Below are 16615 nucleotides of genomic sequence, written 5' to 3'. Positions count from 1 at the left end.
CTGTCTCACAGGGGAGAGTGCGCATGCACAAGGCGCTCAGATGGCTGCTCGCGCTCACGGTGCTCATCGGCACACTGGGCACGACGGCCCAGGCGGCCACCGCCGCCGCAGACGAGCCCACCGACATCAAGGACAAGCTCCTGTCGATCCCCGGCATGAGCCTGACGGAGGAGAAGCCCTACCCCGGCTACCGCTACTTCGTCCTGACCTACACCCAGCCGGTCGACCACCGCCACCCGGACCGGGGCACCTTCCGGCAGCGGATCACCGTGCTGCACAAGGACGCGAGCCGCCCCACCGTCTTCTACACCGGCGGCTACCACGTCTCCACCAGCCCCTCGCGCCGCGAGCCCACCCGGATCGTGGACGGCAACCAGGTCTCCCTGGAGTACCGCTACTTCACCCCCTCCCGCCCCGAGCCGGCCGACTGGTCCAGGCTCGACATCTGGCAGGCCGCGAGCGACCAGCACCGGGTGTTCCGGGCGCTGAAGGCCGTCTACCCCGCCAACTGGCTGGCCACCGGCGCCTCCAAGGGCGGCATGACGGCCACCTACTACGAGCGGTTCTACCCGGACGACATGGACGGCGTCGTCGCCTACGTCGCCCCGAACGACGTCGTGAACGACGAGGACTCGGCCTACGACCGCTTCTTCGCCCGCGTCGGCACCAAGGAGTGCCGGGACCGGCTGACCGCCGTCCAGCGCGAGGCCCTGGTGCGCCGCGAGCCGCTGGAGGAGAAGTACGCCGCGTACGCCGCCGGCAAGGGCCTCACCTTCGGCACCGTCGGCGGCCTGGACCGGGCCTACGAGGCGGTGGTCCTGGACTACGCGTGGGGCTTTTGGCAGTACAGCCTGCTCGCGGACTGCGACACGGTCCCGGCGGACGCCGCCACGGCGACCGACGACGCGCTCTGGACCACGCTGGACACCATCTCCGGCTTCGACGCCTACACCGACCAGGGACTGGCCCCGTACACCCCGTACTACTACCAGGCCGGCACCCAGCTGGGCGCCCCTGCCATCCACTTCCCCGGCATCGACCGGCGCCTGATCCGCTACGGCTACCAGCCGCCCCGCACCTACGTCCCCCGCTCCATCCCGATGCGGTTCCAGCCGCGGGCGATGCGCGACGTGGACACCTGGGTCCGGCACCACGCCACGCACATGCTCTTCGTCTACGGCCAGAACGATCCGTGGGGCTCGGAGCGCTTCCGGCTCGGCGCGGGCGCCCGTGACTCCTACGTCCTCACCGCGCCCGGCATGAACCACGGCGCGAACGTGGCGAGCCTGGTGGCGGGGGAGAAGAGCCTCGCCACCGGCCGCGTCCTGGCCTGGGCGGGCCTCCCGCGGGCCACCGTGGACCAGGCGAAGCCGCTGGCCCGCCACGACGCGCGGCTGGACGCCCGGGACATGGAGCGGGAGCCCGCACTGCGGCCCCGGGCGGCCGGCTAGTACCGCAGCCCGTGCCCGACCGGGTACAGCACCCGTGCCGGGTCGTCGGCCCGCTGCACCGGCACGGGAAGCCGCCCGCGCGGGGCCACCCGGCCGGCCAGGACCCGTGCGGCGGCGCGCAGTTCGACGTCCGTCCAGCAGTACGTGGCCAGGCAGGCCCGGACGGCGGGCAGCTGCGCGATGTCGTACGGGTTGCGGATCGCCACCACGGCCACCGGCTTGCCGGTGGCCAGCAGGCGGTCCACCAGGGTCCGCTGGGAGCTGCCCGCCGTCACGTTGTAGGTGGCCACCACCACCGCGTCCGCGTCCCCGGCCGCCGCGACCGCCTTGTCGGTGCTCGCCGGGGAGGGCGCGGTGCCGGTGGACAGGGCGGTGGCGGCGAAGCCCAGTTCGGTGAGGGCGGCGGCCAGCACACCGGTGGGCGGACCGGTGGTGCCGGAGGGGGAGGCCGGGTCGGCGCCGACGACCAGCACCCGGTGTTCCCGGCGCCGGTCGAAGGGCAGCGTGCCGTCCTCGTTGACCAGCAGCGTGGTGGTGCGCTCGGCGATCCGGTCGGCGGCGGCCAGGTGGGCCCCGGTGCCCACCGTGCGGTCGATGCGGTCCGCGTGCGACCAGGGGTGGTCGAACAGTCCGTACCGGGCCTTCAGCCGCAGGATGCGCAGGATCGATTCGTCGAGCCGGTCCTCGGTCAGCTCGCCCTCGCGCACGGCCGTCAGCACCGCGTTCCAGGCCACGTCCAGCGAGGGCGGGTTGAGCAGCTGGTCCACGCCGGCCTTCAGGGCGAGCACCACCACCCGGTCGTCGCCGTACTTGGCGCGCACGCCCTGCATGCCGAGGGAGTCGGTGACGACGACCCCGTCGTAGCCGAGTTCCTCGCGCAGGATGCCGGTCAGGACGGGACGGGACAGGGTGGCCGGGTCGCCGGAGCCGTCCAGGGCCGGGAACTGGATGTGCCCGGTCATGACCGTGTCGACGCCCGCCCGGATCGCGGCCCGGAACGGCACGGCGTCCAGCTCCTCCCACAGCTCGCGGCTGTGTGTGATGACCGGGAAGCCGTAGTGGCTGTCGACGGAGGTGTCCCCGTGGCCCGGGAAGTGCTTGGCGCTCGTCGCGACCCCGGCCGACCGGTACCCCCGCACCTCGGCGGCGACCAGCGCGGCGACCGCGTCCGGGTCGGCGCCGAAGGAGCGCACCCCGATGACCGGGTTGGCCGGGTTGACGTTCACGTCGGCGTCGGGGGAGTAGTCCTGGTGGATGCCGAGCGCACGCAGTTCGGTGCCGGAGATCCGGCCGAGGGTCCGGGCGTCGGAGCGGGAGCGGCCCGCGCCGATCGCCATCGCGCCGGGCAGCAGGGTGGCGGGCTTGCCGATCCGGCACACCGCGCCGTGCTCCTGGTCGGTGGCGACGAGCACGGGCAGCCCGCGCGGCTGGTCGAGCGCGGCCCGCTGGATGCCGTCGGACAGGGCGGCGATCTGGTGCGGGTCGCGGGTGTTGTGCGCCCAGGTGAAGTAGATGATGCCGCCGACCCGGTACTTGGCGATCAGCTCGGCGGCGGTGCGGGCGCCCAGCTCCTTCAGGTTGGTGTCGATGTCGGCCTGGTCGGGGTCGGTGGCGGAGTGGCCGTAGACCCGCGTCACGAACAGCTGGCCGACCTTCTCCTGAAGCGTCATGCGGGAGATCAGGGCGCGCAGCCGGCGGTCGTCGGCGGCGTGGGCGGTGGCCGGGACCGTCAGCGCGGCGGTGAGGCCCGCGGTCGCGGCGAGGACGGCGCGCCGGGACGGCCGTACGGTGTTTCTTCGCGTGCTTCCCGTGCCGGTGTCGCTTCCCGTGCTGGTGTCGGGCACGTGCGCTCCTTCCAGAGGAGAACCGCTGAAGGAAACTTCCGAGGAGTCACGAATATCCGGGAAGTTTCTTTCCGTCAAGGGACTGCACAGTAACCAGGAAAGGGCCGCCGGCCGGGGATTCCCGGGGCGCGTCCAGCCCCTGGACGGCCCGGGCCGCGCGCCGGACGAGCCGTCATCATGCGGCCATGCCCGCAGTCGAGATTCCCGGTTCCAAGTCCATCACCGCCCGCGCGCTCTTCCTCGCCGCCGCGGCCGACGGCGTCAGCACCCTGCTGCGGCCCCTGCGCTCCGACGACACCGAGGGCTTCGCCGAGGGCCTGACCCGGCTCGGCTACCGGGTCGGGAGCGCCCCGGGGGCCTGGCGGATCGAGGGCCGCCCGCAGGGCCCCGCCGTACCGGAGGCCGACGTCTACTGCCGCGACGGCGCCACCACCGCCCGCTTCCTGCCCACCCTGGCCGCCGCGGGCCACGGCACCTACCGCTTCGACGCCTCCCCGCAGATGCGCCGCCGCCCCCTCGGCCCGCTCACCCGCGCCCTGCGCGACCTCGGCGTGGACCTGCGGCACGGGGACGCCGAGGGCCACCACCCGCTCACCGTGCACGCCGCCGGCGTCGAGGGCGGCGAGGTCGTGCTGGACGCCGGCCAGTCCTCCCAGTACCTGACCGCGCTGCTGCTGCTCGGCCCGCTCACCCGCACCGGACTGCGCATCCGGGTCACCGACCTGGTGTCCGCGCCGTACGTGGAGATCACCCTCGCGATGATGCGGGCGTTCGGCGTGGACGTGACCCGCGACGGCCCGGTGTACGACGTGCCGCCCGGCGGCTACCGCGCCACCACCTACGCCGTCGAGCCGGACGCCTCCACCGCGAGCTACTTCTTCGCCGCCGCCGCGCTCACCCCGGGCCGCGAGGTCACCGTGCCCGGCCTCGGCACCGGCGCCCTCCAGGGCGACCTGCGCTTCGTGGAGGTGCTGCGCCGGATGGGCGCCGAGGTTCAGGTCGCCGGGGACCGCACGACCGTGCGCGGCACCGGGGAACTGCGCGGGCTCACCGTGAACATGCGGGACGTCTCCGACACCATGCCGACGCTGGCCGCGATCGCGCCGTTCGCCTCGGGCCCGGTGCGCATCGAGGACGTCGGCAACACCCGGGTGAAGGAGTGCGACCGCCTTCAGGCGTGCGCGGACAACCTGCGGCGGCTCGGCGTCGGGGTGGCGACCGGCCCGGACTGGATCGAGATCCGGCCCGGTACTCCGGCGCCCGGGGTGGAGATCAAGACCTTCGGCGACCACCGCATCGTGATGTCCTTCGCCGTGACCGCCCTGCGCACGCCCGGCCTGACGTACGACGACCCCGGCTGCGTCCGCAAGACGTTCCCCGGCTTCCACGAGGCGTTCGCGGCGCTGCCCGCCGCCGGCTGACGCCGGCCGGCCGCCGCTCGCGCACGGGCGCCGGCACCGGACCGCTCACGGTACGGCCGGTTCCGCCGCGGGCTCTTCGCGGTCGCGCAGTTCGGGGGTGGCCGCGGCGACCCCGGCGACCGCCAGCACGCACAGCACCCCGCCGGTCACCAGCGCGGTGGTGCCGGAGGTCCAGCCGGCGAGCAGGCCGCCGCGTACGTTGCCGAGGTTCGGGCCCGCCTGGCCGACGATCTGCTCCGCCGCGGTGACCCGGCCGAGCAGCGCGTCCGGGGTGCGGGTCTGCACGATCGTGGACCGGGAGACCACCGCCGTGGCGTCCGCCGCCCCGGCCAGCACCAGCAGCGCCAGGCCCAGCCAGGGGTTGGTGGACAGGCCGAACAGGACCAGGGACGCGCCCCAGGTGGCGGACGCGCACAGCATCACCGGGCCCGGCCGGGCGAGCCGGGTCAAAGAGCCGGACAGTCCGGCCGCCGCGATGCCGCCGACCGCCAGCGCCGACAGGAACAGCCCGAGGGTGCGCGGGTCGTCGCCGAACCGTTCGGCGTTGACCAGCGGGAAGAGGCTGCCCGGGAACGACAGCACGGTGGCGGCCAGGTCGGTGATCAGCGCACCGCGCACCACCCGGTGCCCGGCCAGGAACCGCAGCCCGTCCAGCGCGCCGCGCAGCCCCGGCCGGGCGGGCGCCCCCTCGGGCGGCAGCGGGGGCAGCCCGAAGGCGCCGTAGAAGGCGAGGCCGAAGCTCAGGGCGTCCAGCAGATAGCAGACGCCCATGCCGAACCAGCCGAGCAGCACCCCGGCCAGCGCGGGCCCGATCAGCATCATCGACTGCCAGGTGACCTGTTGCAGCGCGAGCCCGGCGGCCACCTGCTCCCTGGGCAGCAGCCGGGGCAGGAACACCCCGGCGGCCGGAGCGCCGAGCGCGCCGCACGCGGACTGCGCGGCGACCAGCAGCAGCACCCCGGCCACCGGCACGTGCCCGGTGAAGCCCTGCACGGCGAGCGCGAGGGAGCAGACCGCCTGGCCCACGGTGGCCGCGAGGTACACCCGCCGCCGGTCGGCCCGGTCCGCCCACGCCCCGGCGAACAGCCCGAACCCGGCCAGCGGCAGCGCCTGGGCGAGTCCCACGGCGCCGGTCCAGGCGGTGCTGTATGTCTGGTCCCACACCTGGTACATGACCGTCACCATGGTCATGAACCCGCCGAGCACGGACACGGACCGCCCGATCAGCAGCCGCCGGAAGACGGGCGAGGTGCGCAGCGGCCGTATGTCGACGAGGGAGCGGGCGAGGCTCATGAGCGGAGGCGGGCGCACGGCCCCGGCAGCGGTGTCACCGGGGGAGGCTAGCCGCACCCCCCGGTGCCCGCCAGCGGATATCCCCGCTCAGGCGGCCTCCCCCAGCAGCCGCGCCAGGTGCTCCCGCCCGTCGCCGAGCAGCTCCTCCAGCGGCGCGGCCGACTCGTGCCAGCGCTTCTCGTACTCCCAGCACAGCCAGCCGTCCCAGTCCCGCCGGGACAGCACCTCCACGCACTCGGCGAGCGGCAGCACCCCGGCGCCGAGCGGCAGCGGGGCGGTGTCCTCGGCCGAGGCGACGTCCTTGACCTGGACGTAGCCGAGGTGCGGGGCGAGGGCCGCGTGGCTGTCGGCCGGCTGCTCACCGCCCCGCCAGGTGTGCAGCACGTCCCACAGCGCGCCCACGTGCCGGTGCCCGACCGGGCCGAGGATCCGGATCGCGTCGGCGCCGGTGCGGTGCGAGTCGTGGGTCTCCAGCAGGATCCGCACGCCGAGCGCGGCGGCGTCCTCGGCGGCGGCGCCGAGCCGCCGCGCGGCGATCGCGTCGGACTCCTCCCGGGGCCGGTCGGCGTCGGCGCCCGGGAAGACGCGCACGAAGGGCGCCCCCAGGTCGTGCGCCAGCCCCAGCAGCTCCCGGATCTCCGCCAGCACGGGCCCGTCCTCGCCCGGCGCGGCCACCCGGGCGTACCCGGCCAGCCCCACCACCTCCACCCCGGCACCCCGGAACAGCGCGGCGGCCTCCGCGCGCTCGGCGGGACCGAGTCCCGGATGCACCGGTTCCTCGGGATGGGCCCGCAACTCGACGCCGTGGTACCCGTGCGCGGTCGCGAGCGAGAGAACGTCCGGGAGGGGCAGCCCGGGGACACCGAGGGTGGAGAACGCCAGCTTCATGAGGTCGTCGCGTACCCGCTGCCCACCGGTGTCATGCACCGCCCTCAGGACGTCCGGGGCGCGCCCGTGGACCCCCGCACCATCAACTCCCCGCGTATCGAGGCGATACCGCCCGGCGGGGGCTCCTCGCGGCCCATGGCGATGCGGCCCGCCCTCGCGCCCGCCTCCGACAGGGGCAGGCGGACCGTGGTCAGGGAGGGGACCGCGTCGAGGCTGAAGGGGAGGTCGTCGAAGCCGGCGACCGAGACGTCCCCGGGGATGCGCAGCCCGGACTCGCGCAGCGCGGCGCACGCGCCGAGGGCGACCGAGTCGTTCGCGGCCACGATCCCCGTCAGGGACGGATCGCGGCGCAGCAGCTCCAGCGTGGCCTCGTAGCCGGACCGCCGGTCGTAGCGGCCGTACACCGTCCGGCGCGGGTCGTCCTCGGCGCCGGCCGCCGCGAGCGCGGCGCGGTGGCCCTCCAGGCGGTGCCGGGTGGTCGTCCGGTCCCCGGGCCCGGCGATGTAGCCCAGCCGGCGGTGGCCGAGGCCGAGGAGGTGGGCGGTCAGCGCGCGGGCGCCGCCCCGGTTGTCGAAGGTGAGCGCGATGGCGTCGGTGTCCGGCGCCGGGGGCCGCCCGCACAGCACCACCCGCGTCCCGGCGTCCGCGAGCTTGCGCAGCTTCGCCGCCACCGCCGCCGCGTGCGGCACGTCCTCCACGGCCCCGCCGGTCAGCACCACGGCCGCCGCCCGCTGCCGCTGGAGCAGCGTCAGATAGGTCAGCTCCCGCTCGGCCGACCCCCCGGTGTTGCAGACGACCGCCAGCCGCTCCCCGCCCGCGCGCCCGCCGGGCCCGCCGATCTCGCCCTGGATCGCGCTCGCCATGATCCCGAAGAAGGGGTCGGCGATGTCGTTGACGAGGATGCCGACCAGGTCGGAGGTGGCCGCGGCGAGCGCGCTGGCCGGGCCGTTGAGGACGTAGTCCAGTTCGTCCACCGCCCGCAGCACCCGTTCCCGGGTGGCGGCGGCGACCGGGTAGTTGCCGTTCAGCACGCGCGACACCGTCGCGGGGGAGACCTGGGCGCGGGCCGCCACGTCCGCCAGGGTCACGGTCATCTCGTCGTCCTCCGGTCACGCGTCGTGTCGTACGCCCTCGTGGACAGCCAGGACGGTGTCCTGGTTCCGACCTGACCTTAAGGCCCCGGCACCCGAGTTGTTCGCCCGCTCGAACAACTCGGCGGGGAACACGGTCTTGTACAGACCACGTCCAGAGGCTAGCTTCTCACCCAATAGAAAGCGCTTGCTACACCGGCCCACGAAAGGGACTCACGTGACACGCAAGACGGTGCGAATCGCCATGAACGGCGTGACCGGGCGCATGGGCTACCGCCAGCACCTCGTCCGGTCCATCCTCGCCCTGCGCGACCAGGGCGGCCTCGACCTCGGCGACGGCACCGTGCTGTGGCCCGAGCCGATCCTGCTCGGCCGCCGTGAGCACGCCCTGCGGGAGATCGCCGACCGCCACGGCCTCGACCACGTCTCCACCGACCTGGACGCCGTCCTCGCCGACCCGTCCGTCGACATCTACTTCGACTCCCAGGTCACCTCCGCCCGCGAGGAGGCCATCGCCAAGGCGATCGCGGCCGGGAAGCACATCTACACCGAGAAGCCCACCGCCACCGGCCTGGACGGCGCCCTCGGGCTGGCCCGCCTCGCCCACGACAAGGGCGTACGGCACGGCGTCGTCCAGGACAAGATCTTCCTGCCGGGCCTGCTGAAGCTGAAGCGGCTCATCGACGGCGGCTTCTTCGGCCGCATCCTCTCCGTGCGCGGCGAGTTCGGCTACTGGGTCTTCGAGGGCGACTGGCAGGTCGCCCAGCGCCCCTCCTGGAACTACCGCGCCGAGGACGGCGGCGGCATCGTCGTCGACATGTTCCCGCACTGGGAGTACGTGCTGCACGAGCTGTTCGGCCGGGTGAAGTCCGTGCAGGCGCTGGCCACCACCCACATCCCGCAGCGCTGGGACGAGCAGGGCAAGCCCTACGACGCCACCGCCGACGACGCCGCCTACGGCGTCTTCGAGCTGGAGGGCGGCGCCGTCGCCCAGATCAACTCCTCCTGGGCCGTGCGCGTCCACCGCGACGAACTGGTGGAGTTCCAGGTCGACGGCACGGAGGGCTCCGCCGTGGCCGGGCTGCGCACCTGCCGCGTCCAGCACCGCAGCGCCACCCCCAAGCCGGTGTGGAACCCGGACGTCCCCGCCACCGAGGTCTTCCGCGACCAGTGGCAGGAGGTCCCCGACAACGGCGAGTTCGACAACGGCTTCAAGGCCCAGTGGGAGCTGTTCCTCAAGCACGTCTACGCCGACGCCCCCTACCACTGGGACCTGCTGGCCGGCGCCCGCGGCGTCCAGCTCGCCGAACTGGGCCTGAGGTCCTCCGCCGAGGGCCGCCGCATCGACGTCCCGGAGATCTCGCTGTGACCCTCCGCCTCCCCGCCGCCGACGGCACCCTGCGGGCGTACGAGCCCCGCACCGAGCCGCTCGCCTTCACCCCCGGCACGCCCTTCACCTCCCGTACGGTCTTCTCGGCGGCCCATGTCGTCGCCGACCCCTTCGCCGACGTCACGCCCGACTCGCCCGCCGCCGTCGACTGGGACGCCACCCTCGCCTTCCGCCGCCACCTGTGGTCCCACGGGCTCGGCGTCGCCGAGGCGATGGACACCGCCCAGCGCGGCATGGGACTGGACTGGGCGGGCGCGGCCGAACTGATCCGGCGCAGCGCGGCCGAGGCACGCGCCGTGGGCGGCCGGATCGCCTGCGGCGTCGGCACCGACCAGCTCGCCGCCGGCACCCTCGCCGAGGTCCGCGCGGCCTACGAGGAACAGCTCGCCGTGGTCGAGGAGGCCGGCGCCCAGGCCATCGTCATGGCCTCCCGCGCCCTGGCCGCCACCGCCCGCGGCCCCGAGGACTACCTGGAGATCTACGGCCATCTGCTGCGCCAGGCCGCCGAGCCGGTGATCCTGCACTGGCTGGGCCCGATGTTCGACCCGGCCCTTGAGGGCTACTGGGGCTCGACCGACCTGGACGCGGCCACCGGCACCTTCCTGGAGGTCGTCGCCGCCCACCCGGACAAGGTCGACGGCGTGAAGATCTCCCTGCTGGACGCCGGCCGCGAGGTCGACCTCAGGCGCCGGCTCCCGCAGGGCGTGCGCTGCTACACCGGCGACGACTTCCACTACCCGGAGCTGATCGCGGGCGACGAGCAGGGCTTCAGCCACGCCCTGCTCGGCGTCTTCGACCCGCTGGGCCCGCTGGCGGCGCGGGCGGTACGGGTCCTGGACACGGGCGACGTGCCGGGCTTCCGTGCCCTCCTCGACCCCACGGTGGAGCTGTCCCGGCACCTCTTCCAGCCCCCGACCCGCTTCTACAAGACGGGCGTGGTCCTCCTCGCCTGGCTCGCGGGTCACCAGGACCACTTCGCGATGGTCGGCGGCCTCCAGTCGGCCCGCTCCCTCCCGCACCTGGCACGCGCCTACGAACTCGCCGACACTCTGGGCCTGTTCCCCGACCCCAAACTGGCCGAGGAACGCATGAGGACCCTGCTGTCGCTGTACGGAGTGACCCGATGAACCCCGGTCTCGCCCGCTTCTCCGTCAACCAGATGACCGTGCGGCAACTGTCGCTGCCCGAACTGGTCGACGCCTGCGCCCGCCTGGGCATCACCCAGGTGGGCCTGTGGCGGGAGCCGGTCCAGGCGTACGGCGTGGAGGCGGCCGCCAAGCTGGTCCGCGACGCGGGCCTGACGGTGACCACCCTGTGCCGGGGCGGCTTCCTCACGGCCACCGACCCCGTCGAGCGGGCCGAGGCGCTGGGCGACAACCACGCGGCCATCGAGGAGGCCGCCGCGCTCGGCACGGACACCCTGGTCCTGGTCTCCGGCGGCCTCCCGCTGTTCAGCAAGGACCTGCACGGCGCCCGCGAACGCATCGCCGACGCCCTGGCCGTCCTCGCGCCCTACGCGGCGGAACGCGGCGTACGCCTCGCCATCGAGCCCCTGCACCCCATGTACGCGGCCGACCGCTGCGTGGTCTCCACGCTCGCCCAGGCCCTGGACCTGGCCGAACGCTTCCCGGCGGACCAGGTGGGCGTCACCGTGGACACGTACCACATCTGGTGGGACGACCAGGCCCCCGCCCAGATCGCCCGCGCGGGCGCGGCGGGCCGCATCCACACCTTCCAGCTCGCCGACTGGACCACCCCCCTGCCCGAGGGCGTCCTCAACGGCCGGGGCCAGATCGGCGACGGCGCGATCGACATGCGCGAGTGGAAGGGCCACGTGGAGGCGGCCGGTTACACGGGCCCCATCGAAGTCGAGCTGTTCAACGAGGAGTTGTGGGCGCGGGACGGGCGGGAGGTACTGGCCGAAACCGCCGAACGTTTCCTCGCACATGTGATCTGATAAGGGGCATGACTGACACGCTGGGTCCGCTGGAGCGGATCGACGGCCGCTGGGTCCTGGGTGACACCCGGCGGCCGGACGGCACGTGGGTGGAGTTCCGCCAGGAGGGACTCCACCAGCACGAACGGGACACCGGGGGCCTGCTGATCCCGTGGTCCAGGGTCATGCTGGGCATGCGCGTCACCCTCGGCTCGAAGTACCCGCGCAGAGACCACGGGACGGGCCTGCGCAACGTCGTGCCGGGCCCCTGGAAAGGCCACGCCTTCGGCTATCTGCACATGACCCTGCGCCACCCGTACGAGGATTACGTCCTCCGGTTCGGCATGCACCCCGGCCTGTACGACCTGACCCAGGTGGTCCTGCTGGAGCAACTCCTCACCCATGCCGTACAGGAGAGGCAACTGCCCCGCCTGGCGGACCCGGAGCAACTGGGCCGCATGGTCACGTACCTGGCCCCGCTGAGACCCCGGACACTCAAGGCGTACACCCGCGCGGTGACAGAGGCGTTCAGCTCGGCGACCGCCCCGTCCTGACGGTGGTCAGGCTCGCTCCTGTGGGGCGGTCGCGGAGAGGGTGTGCAGGTCGGCGAAGGCTTGGACGAGATGTGCGTCCAGGCTCTGGGAGGGGTCGTCGATCCAGGACTGGGCCGCCTGGTGGAAGGCGGCCCAGCCGGTGTGGGCCGCCAGCGCGGCCGGCCGGCCGGGGACTCCGCGCTGTCGCAGCGCCTCCGCCAGCGCTTCGGTGAGCGACGCGGCCTTGGCCAAGTCGCGTTCGCGCAGGGCCGGTGTCACCGCGATGATCTTCAGCCGTGGTTCGGCGAATGGGCGGTTGTCCTCCAGGATCCGTCCGGCCCTCCGGAAGGCGCGGAGCAGCACGTCGAGCGGTCGCAGGCCGTCGGGGGCGTCCGCGACCTCGTGCGTCAGCGCGGCACGGAGGTCGGCTTCCCCGTCGAAGAGCACCTCGCGCTTGTCCGGGAAGTGCCGGAAGAACGTGCGCTCGTTGACGCCGGCCCGGGCGGCGATCTCGGCCGTGGTGGTCCGGTCGAACCCCCGTTCCTCGTACAGCTCCAGGGCCGCCTGCTGAAGGCGGCGGCGCGCTTCTGCTCCGCTCCGTGGCATTCCTCAAGGATATCGGAAACGTCAGTGACTGGCGCTTCTTGACGTCAGTCACTGACGCTACCTAGAGTCCAGCGGTAGGTAGTGTCAGTCACTGGCGTTAAGTGGGAGCGTGTCATGCATGTCTTCGTCACCGGTGGTACCGGCCAGACCGGTCCGGCGGTCGTCGCCGAACTCGTCGCGGCCGGCCACTCGGTCACCGGTCTGGCGCGCTCGGACGCCGCCGCCGCCCGCCTGGAATCACTGGGAGCCACACCGCACCGTGGCTCCCTGGACGACCTCGGCAGTCTGCACAGCGGCGCCGCGGCCGCCGACGCCGTCCTGCACATGGCCTACGGCGGTGACTTCTCCGACCTCGACGACATGATGCGGCGCGACCGCACCGCGATCGAGACGCTCGGCCGCCCGCTGGAACACTCGGGCAAGCCGTTCGTCGTCACCTCGGGCACCCTGGTCATGCCCGCAGGCCGGGAGGCCACCGAGAAGGACGAGCCCGACCCGGCGGGGATCGCCGCCTTCCGCATCGCCGGTGAACGAGCGTGCCTGGACTTCGCCGCCCGAGGCGTGCGCGCGAGCGTGGTCCGCCTCGCTCCCACCGTCCACGGCCCCGAGGACCACGGGTTCATCCCCATGCTCATCGCCACCGCCCGGAGGGCCGGCGTGTCGGCCTACGTCGGCGACGGCACCAACCGATGGCCTGCCGTGCACCGCCTCGACGCGGCGGTCCTGTTCCGCCTCGCACTGGAGGAGGCGCCCGTGGGCAGCGTGCTGCATGGAGTGGCCGAAAGCGGTGTCACCCTGAAGAGCATCGCGGAGACGATCGCGCGGGGCCTGGACCTGCCCACGGTCTCACTGACCCCGGCCGAGGCCGCCGGCCACTTCGTGAGCCCGTTCATGGCCACCGCCTACGGCTTCGACGGCCCCGTCTCCAGCGCGCACACGCGGGAACTGCTCGGCTGGTCGCCCACCCACCCGACACTGCTCCAGGACCTGGAGCACGGGGATTACCTGGCGGGCCCGGCGTCCTGACGTCAGCCCAACCGCCCTTCCTTGACGGCGGACACGAACGAGGCCCAGCCGTCCGCGGAGAAGAGGACGGCGGGGCCGGTGAGGTTCTTGCTGTCGCGCACGGGTACGTCGGCGTGGCCGCGGGCGACTTCGAGGCATTCCGATTGGCTGCCGTCGCTGTAGCTGGACTTGTACCAACCGGTAAGGCTGGACGAGTCCGAGACCGTGCGCTCACTGCTGACCATGTGCATGTTCCTTCGCTGCGGCTCTGACGAGGGCCAGTGACTCCTGTTGCGACAAGGCGTCACTCAGCGCCAGAGCGTAGGACGTCTGGCAGGCACTCACCACCGACGGATCGTCGATCAGTCGCCCGGTTTCGAACGCGTCGACGTACGCCACTGGAGCGGAGTCATCGAAGCTCATCAGAGTGAGCAGGCTCGTCATGAGTGAGTGCGCGCCGACCCGGTATGGAAGGACATGCAGCCGGATCCGCCGTGCCTCGGCCATATTGCCGATCTTGTGCAGTTGTTCCGCCATGGTGTGAGGACCACCCACCGGGCGACGCAGCACGGCCTCGTCGAGCAGCGCCCAGATGACAGGGGCCGACGGTCCCTCCAGAATCTTGGCACGACTTGTTCGAATGACAACTTCCCTGTCAAGATCCTCATCTGTGTAGTTGGGGTGATAGGCGGTGAACACGGCCCGCGCGTACTCCGGTGTCTGAAGCAGCCCGGGAACGAGTGTGAGCGCGAACAACTGGATCAGTGACGCGTATTGCTCCAGTTCGCGGGCGGCAGCGAAGCGAGGGGCGAAGAACTGGCTTTCCAAATCCTCCAGCCACCTTTCGAAAAACCCATCCGTCCCCAGCGCCTGGTCGATCCGCCGGGCGTCATCCGGCTTGGGGAGCCTCCTCCCCGCCTCCCAGTGGCTGATCAGCGTCGGCGAGCAGACCACGGTCTCGCTCAGTTGCTCCTGGGTGAGCCCGGCCGCGATGCGGCGCAGCCTCAGTTCCTCCCCGTACTTCTCGCGCGGCGTCTTCGGCCTGCGGACGATGCTCATCCGGCCAACTCCCTTGGTGACAGGCGCAATGTCAACCCCCCGCCCCTGGCAGCGTAGCCACAACCGACCCCAGTCTGTGAGGAAATCAGCACACACCGCAGTCACCGCAGGTGAGAAAGCAGGTCGGTATGACCCGTCTCCTGGCCCGGTTGGTCAGGCCGTCGCGTCGGCGCCGCAGGCCGGTCGCATCCCCGCCGTACCCGGACGTGTCCCCGTACTCGTGCCCGTACGTCGGCGGACCCACGGCGTACCGCAGGGGCGAGGCTCCCCTGCGCGGTGAGGACAGCCCGCTCGTCCGCCCGTACCTCGCCCTGGTGGAGACCTACGCATGAACGAGCGGACGTACGACGACCCGCCGGCGAACGGGCGCCTGCTCCCGTGGACCGGTGAGGAGGGCAAGCCCTGCTATGTGCTGGGCGACGGCACGGGCTATGTGTCCCGGCTCGCGGACCAGGTCGAGAGCGTGCAGCTCGGGATGGCCGGCGAGCTGATCGACCACGCGGCCGAACTCCTCACCGCGCACCGCCTGACGGACCGGGAACTGCACTACCTCGCCCGGCAGCTCACCGCGTCCCTGCGGGAGGTCAAACGGGTCGCGGAGAGCAGGGGATCGCGGCTGCCGGGCGGCTAGAAGAACACCCCGCAGCGCAGCAGGACGTTCGCGTACGGGCGGGCCTCGCCCGTACGGACGATCAGCCGGGCGCCGGACGAGAGGTCCTTCAGGCGCTCGTGCGGGACGTAGGCCAGGTCGGGGAAGCGGCCGGTGAGCAGGGCCGTCGCCGCCGGATTGGCCTCCCGGACCTCTTCCGCCGCCGTCGCGCCCTCGACCACCAACTCGGCGAGCAGGCCGTCCAGGACGTCGGCGAAGGACGGCACCCCGGCCCGGAACGCCAGGTCCACCACCCGGGGTCCCTCGGGTATCGGCATCCCGGCGTCACACACCAGCACCCCGTGACCGTGCCCGAGTTCGGCCAGCGCCCCGGCCAGGTGCCGGTTCAGGATCCCCGCCTTCTTCACCGGACGTCACCACCCGGCGCCTCGACTTCCGCCGCCGTCGGGTACGACTCCTGCGCGCCCCGCCGCGTCACGGCCGCCGCGCCCACCCGGGCCGCGTAGGCCGCCGCCTCCGCGAGGGTCGCGCCCGCGCCCAGCCGCCAGGCCAGCGCGGCGGTGAACGCGTCGCCCGCGCCGGTCGTGTCCACCGCGTCCACCTTCACCGACGGCACCAGGGCCGTCCCCGAGCCGTCGCACACCAGCGCGCCCCGCGCGCCCAGCGTGACCACCACCGAGCGCGGCCCCTCGGCCAGCAGCAGCCGCGCCCAGTCGGCGGGGTCGTCGCCGGCCCGCGTGTCCCCGAGGATCACCCGGGCCTCGTGCTCGTTGACGATCAGCGGATCGCAGGCGGCCAGCACCTCGGCGGGCAGCTCGCGCGGCGGGGACGGGTTCAGCACGAACCGGCTGCCCGGCGCCAGGCTCCGCACCACCTCCACGACCGTCTCCAACGGGATCTCCAGCTGCGCCGACACCACCCGCGACGCCCGGATCAGGCCGTCGGCATCCCGTACGTCCTCGGGCCGCAGCCGCGCGTTGGCGCCCGGCGACACCACGATGCTGTTGTCCCCGTCCGGGTCCACGGTGATCAGCGCCACGCCCGTCGGGGCACCGCCCACCAGCACGCCCGCCGTGTCCACCCCGGCCGCGCGCAGGGAGTCCAGCAGCAGCCGGCCGTGGCCGTCGTCGCCGACCCGCGCCAGCAGGGCCGTACGCGCCGTGAGGCGGGCCGCCGCGACGGCCTGGTTGGCGCCCTTGCCGCCCGGGTGCACGGCCAGGTCGCCGCCGAGCACCGTCTCGCCCGCGGCCGGCCGCCGCTCGACGCCGATCACCAGGTCCGCGTTGGCCGAACCCACGACCAGCAGGTCGTAGTCGTACATCAGTTGACTCCCCTGAGAGATGACCTCGAGGCGGGGGGGGGCGGGGGAGTCCCCGGGGCCCCCCCCCCCCCCCGGGCGGTTCACCGGTGGGACCCTACCCACTGTCCCTCTTTGCCCCCCCCCCCCTCACCCCCCCCCCCCCCCCCCCCCCCCCCCCCCCCCCAACC

The 16615-nt window shown here is 73.3% G+C and carries 18 protein-coding genes; 9 read left to right on the top strand and 9 right to left on the bottom strand.

Features of this window, described 5'->3' with window-relative positions:
- The first annotated feature begins 23 nt into the window (after nucleotides 1-23).
- Nucleotides 24-1451, top strand: coding sequence for an aminopeptidase (locus ACZ4W9_RS07695; RefSeq protein WP_467933899.1), 1428 nt, complete (start codon nucleotides 24-26; stop codon nucleotides 1449-1451).
- On the opposite strand, the gene ACZ4W9_RS07690 is transcribed toward ACZ4W9_RS07695, so the two are convergent.
- Nucleotides 1448-3295, bottom strand: a complete 1848-nt coding sequence (locus tag ACZ4W9_RS07690; protein WP_467933898.1) for a glycoside hydrolase family 3 protein — start codon at nucleotides 3293-3295, stop codon at nucleotides 1448-1450. The two genes, ACZ4W9_RS07695 and ACZ4W9_RS07690, sit on opposite strands and share 4 nt — an antisense overlap.
- Before the next feature lie 185 nt (nucleotides 3296-3480).
- Here ACZ4W9_RS07690 and aroA point away from each other — a divergent pair, with 185 nt between their 5' ends.
- A complete protein-coding gene (gene aroA, locus ACZ4W9_RS07685) occupies nucleotides 3481-4716 on the top strand; it encodes a 3-phosphoshikimate 1-carboxyvinyltransferase (RefSeq protein ID WP_467933896.1) in 1236 nt (411 codons plus the stop codon).
- Between the two features lie 45 nt (nucleotides 4717-4761).
- On the opposite strand, the gene ACZ4W9_RS07680 is transcribed toward aroA, so the two are convergent.
- From ACZ4W9_RS07680 to ACZ4W9_RS07670, 3 genes are all read right to left on the bottom strand, one after another.
- A complete protein-coding gene (locus ACZ4W9_RS07680; protein ID WP_467933895.1) occupies nucleotides 4762-6009 on the bottom strand; it encodes an MFS transporter in 1248 nt (415 codons plus the stop codon).
- An 87-nt stretch (nucleotides 6010-6096) separates the two neighbouring features.
- On the bottom strand, nucleotides 6097-6897 hold the full coding sequence (locus ACZ4W9_RS07675; protein ID WP_467933951.1) for a sugar phosphate isomerase/epimerase family protein: 801 nt from the start codon (nucleotides 6895-6897) through the stop codon (nucleotides 6097-6099).
- Nucleotides 6898-6941: 44 nt separating this feature from the next.
- Nucleotides 6942-7991 (bottom strand): LacI family DNA-binding transcriptional regulator, encoded by a 1050-nt coding sequence (locus ACZ4W9_RS07670; protein ID WP_467933894.1) that lies wholly within the window; start codon nucleotides 7989-7991, stop codon nucleotides 6942-6944.
- A 214-nt stretch (nucleotides 7992-8205) separates the two neighbouring features.
- On the opposite strand from ACZ4W9_RS07670, the gene ACZ4W9_RS07665 reads away from it, so the two are divergent.
- Genes ACZ4W9_RS07665 through ACZ4W9_RS07650 form a run of 4 tightly spaced genes read left to right on the top strand, consistent with a single transcriptional unit; the run spans nucleotide 8206 to nucleotide 11868 of the window.
- Nucleotides 8206-9357 carry a Gfo/Idh/MocA family protein gene (locus ACZ4W9_RS07665; protein ID WP_467933892.1) on the top strand — a complete coding sequence of 384 codons (1152 nt, stop codon included), beginning with the start codon at nucleotides 8206-8208 and terminating at the stop codon, nucleotides 9355-9357.
- A complete protein-coding gene (locus tag ACZ4W9_RS07660) occupies nucleotides 9354-10505 on the top strand; it encodes a dihydrodipicolinate synthase family protein (protein ID WP_467933890.1) in 1152 nt (383 codons plus the stop codon). Before ACZ4W9_RS07665 ends, ACZ4W9_RS07660 begins: the two co-directional genes overlap by 4 nt.
- Nucleotides 10502-11335 carry a sugar phosphate isomerase/epimerase family protein gene (locus ACZ4W9_RS07655; protein ID WP_467933888.1) on the top strand — a complete coding sequence of 278 codons (834 nt, stop codon included), beginning with the start codon at nucleotides 10502-10504 and terminating at the stop codon, nucleotides 11333-11335. Before ACZ4W9_RS07660 ends, ACZ4W9_RS07655 begins: the two co-directional genes overlap by 4 nt.
- Before the next feature lie 8 nt (nucleotides 11336-11343).
- Nucleotides 11344-11868, top strand: coding sequence for a hypothetical protein (locus ACZ4W9_RS07650; RefSeq protein ID WP_467933887.1), 525 nt, complete (start codon nucleotides 11344-11346; stop codon nucleotides 11866-11868).
- A gap of 6 nt (nucleotides 11869-11874) precedes the next feature.
- Here the strand turns inward: ACZ4W9_RS07650 and ACZ4W9_RS07645 are convergent, their stop codons facing one another.
- A complete protein-coding gene (locus ACZ4W9_RS07645; RefSeq protein ID WP_467933885.1) occupies nucleotides 11875-12453 on the bottom strand; it encodes a TetR family transcriptional regulator in 579 nt (192 codons plus the stop codon).
- A 114-nt stretch (nucleotides 12454-12567) separates the two neighbouring features.
- On the opposite strand from ACZ4W9_RS07645, the gene ACZ4W9_RS07640 reads away from it, so the two are divergent.
- The gene (locus ACZ4W9_RS07640) at nucleotides 12568-13479 is read left to right on the top strand and encodes an SDR family oxidoreductase (protein WP_467933884.1); all 912 of its coding nucleotides are present in this window, start codon (nucleotides 12568-12570) and stop codon (nucleotides 13477-13479) included.
- Nucleotides 13480-13481: 2 nt separating this feature from the next.
- Here the strand turns inward: ACZ4W9_RS07640 and ACZ4W9_RS07635 are convergent, their stop codons facing one another.
- Both ACZ4W9_RS07635 and ACZ4W9_RS07630 read right to left on the bottom strand, forming a co-directional pair.
- Nucleotides 13482-13703: a DUF397 domain-containing protein gene (locus ACZ4W9_RS07635; RefSeq protein WP_467933882.1), complete on the bottom strand. Its 222-nt coding sequence runs from the start codon at nucleotides 13701-13703 to the stop codon at nucleotides 13482-13484.
- Entirely contained in the window at nucleotides 13690-14517 is an 828-nt protein-coding gene (locus ACZ4W9_RS07630) for a helix-turn-helix domain-containing protein (RefSeq protein ID WP_467933881.1), read from the bottom strand. The genes ACZ4W9_RS07635 and ACZ4W9_RS07630 overlap by 14 nt, the downstream gene beginning before the upstream one ends.
- Nucleotides 14518-14645: 128 nt before the next feature.
- Between ACZ4W9_RS07630 and ACZ4W9_RS07625 the strand changes: the two genes are divergently transcribed.
- Complete coding sequence (locus tag ACZ4W9_RS07625; RefSeq protein ID WP_467933880.1) at nucleotides 14646-14849, top strand: hypothetical protein; 204 nt, start codon at nucleotides 14646-14648, stop codon at nucleotides 14847-14849.
- A complete protein-coding gene (locus tag ACZ4W9_RS07620) occupies nucleotides 14846-15148 on the top strand; it encodes a hypothetical protein (protein WP_467933879.1) in 303 nt (100 codons plus the stop codon). Before ACZ4W9_RS07625 ends, ACZ4W9_RS07620 begins: the two co-directional genes overlap by 4 nt.
- Here ACZ4W9_RS07620 and rbsD read toward each other — a convergent pair.
- Complete coding sequence (gene rbsD, locus ACZ4W9_RS07615; protein ID WP_467933877.1) at nucleotides 15145-15534, bottom strand: D-ribose pyranase; 390 nt, start codon at nucleotides 15532-15534, stop codon at nucleotides 15145-15147. The two genes, ACZ4W9_RS07620 and rbsD, sit on opposite strands and share 4 nt — an antisense overlap.
- Nucleotides 15531-16448 carry a ribokinase gene (locus tag ACZ4W9_RS07610; protein ID WP_467933876.1) on the bottom strand — a complete coding sequence of 306 codons (918 nt, stop codon included), beginning with the start codon at nucleotides 16446-16448 and terminating at the stop codon, nucleotides 15531-15533. The genes rbsD and ACZ4W9_RS07610 overlap by 4 nt, the downstream gene beginning before the upstream one ends.
- Between the last annotated feature and the right edge of the window lie 167 nt (nucleotides 16449-16615).

The sequence above is a fragment of the Streptomyces sp. NPDC029296 genome, assembly GCF_055569255.1.
The sequence above is the reverse complement of the archived record's forward strand: the minus strand, read 5'-3'. Positions and strand labels throughout refer to the sequence as shown.

Excerpts from the sequence above, each read along its gene's own strand:
- ACZ4W9_RS07645 (WP_467933885.1), bottom strand. The coding sequence starts at position 12,453 with ATGCCACGGAGCGGAGCAGAAGCGCGCCGCCGCCTTCAGCAGGCGGCC.
- ACZ4W9_RS07625 (WP_467933880.1), top strand. The coding sequence starts at position 14,646 with ATGACCCGTCTCCTGGCCCGGTTGGTCAGGCCGTCGCGTCGGCGCCGC.
- ACZ4W9_RS07650 (WP_467933887.1), top strand. The coding sequence starts at position 11,344 with ATGACTGACACGCTGGGTCCGCTGGAGCGGATCGACGGCCGCTGGGTC.
- ACZ4W9_RS07620 (WP_467933879.1), top strand. The coding sequence starts at position 14,846 with ATGAACGAGCGGACGTACGACGACCCGCCGGCGAACGGGCGCCTGCTC.
- ACZ4W9_RS07635 (WP_467933882.1), bottom strand. The coding sequence starts at position 13,703 with ATGGTCAGCAGTGAGCGCACGGTCTCGGACTCGTCCAGCCTTACCGGT.
- ACZ4W9_RS07630 (WP_467933881.1), bottom strand. The coding sequence starts at position 14,517 with ATGAGCATCGTCCGCAGGCCGAAGACGCCGCGCGAGAAGTACGGGGAG.
- ACZ4W9_RS07680 (WP_467933895.1), bottom strand. The coding sequence starts at position 6,009 with ATGAGCCTCGCCCGCTCCCTCGTCGACATACGGCCGCTGCGCACCTCG.
- ACZ4W9_RS07695 (WP_467933899.1), top strand. The coding sequence starts at position 24 with ATGCACAAGGCGCTCAGATGGCTGCTCGCGCTCACGGTGCTCATCGGC.
- ACZ4W9_RS07610 (WP_467933876.1), bottom strand. The coding sequence starts at position 16,448 with ATGTACGACTACGACCTGCTGGTCGTGGGTTCGGCCAACGCGGACCTG.
- ACZ4W9_RS07655 (WP_467933888.1), top strand. The coding sequence starts at position 10,502 with ATGAACCCCGGTCTCGCCCGCTTCTCCGTCAACCAGATGACCGTGCGG.
- ACZ4W9_RS07670 (WP_467933894.1), bottom strand. The coding sequence starts at position 7,991 with ATGACCGTGACCCTGGCGGACGTGGCGGCCCGCGCCCAGGTCTCCCCC.
- ACZ4W9_RS07675 (WP_467933951.1), bottom strand. The coding sequence starts at position 6,897 with ATGAAGCTGGCGTTCTCCACCCTCGGTGTCCCCGGGCTGCCCCTCCCG.
- ACZ4W9_RS07640 (WP_467933884.1), top strand. The coding sequence starts at position 12,568 with ATGCATGTCTTCGTCACCGGTGGTACCGGCCAGACCGGTCCGGCGGTC.
- aroA (WP_467933896.1), top strand. The coding sequence starts at position 3,481 with ATGCCCGCAGTCGAGATTCCCGGTTCCAAGTCCATCACCGCCCGCGCG.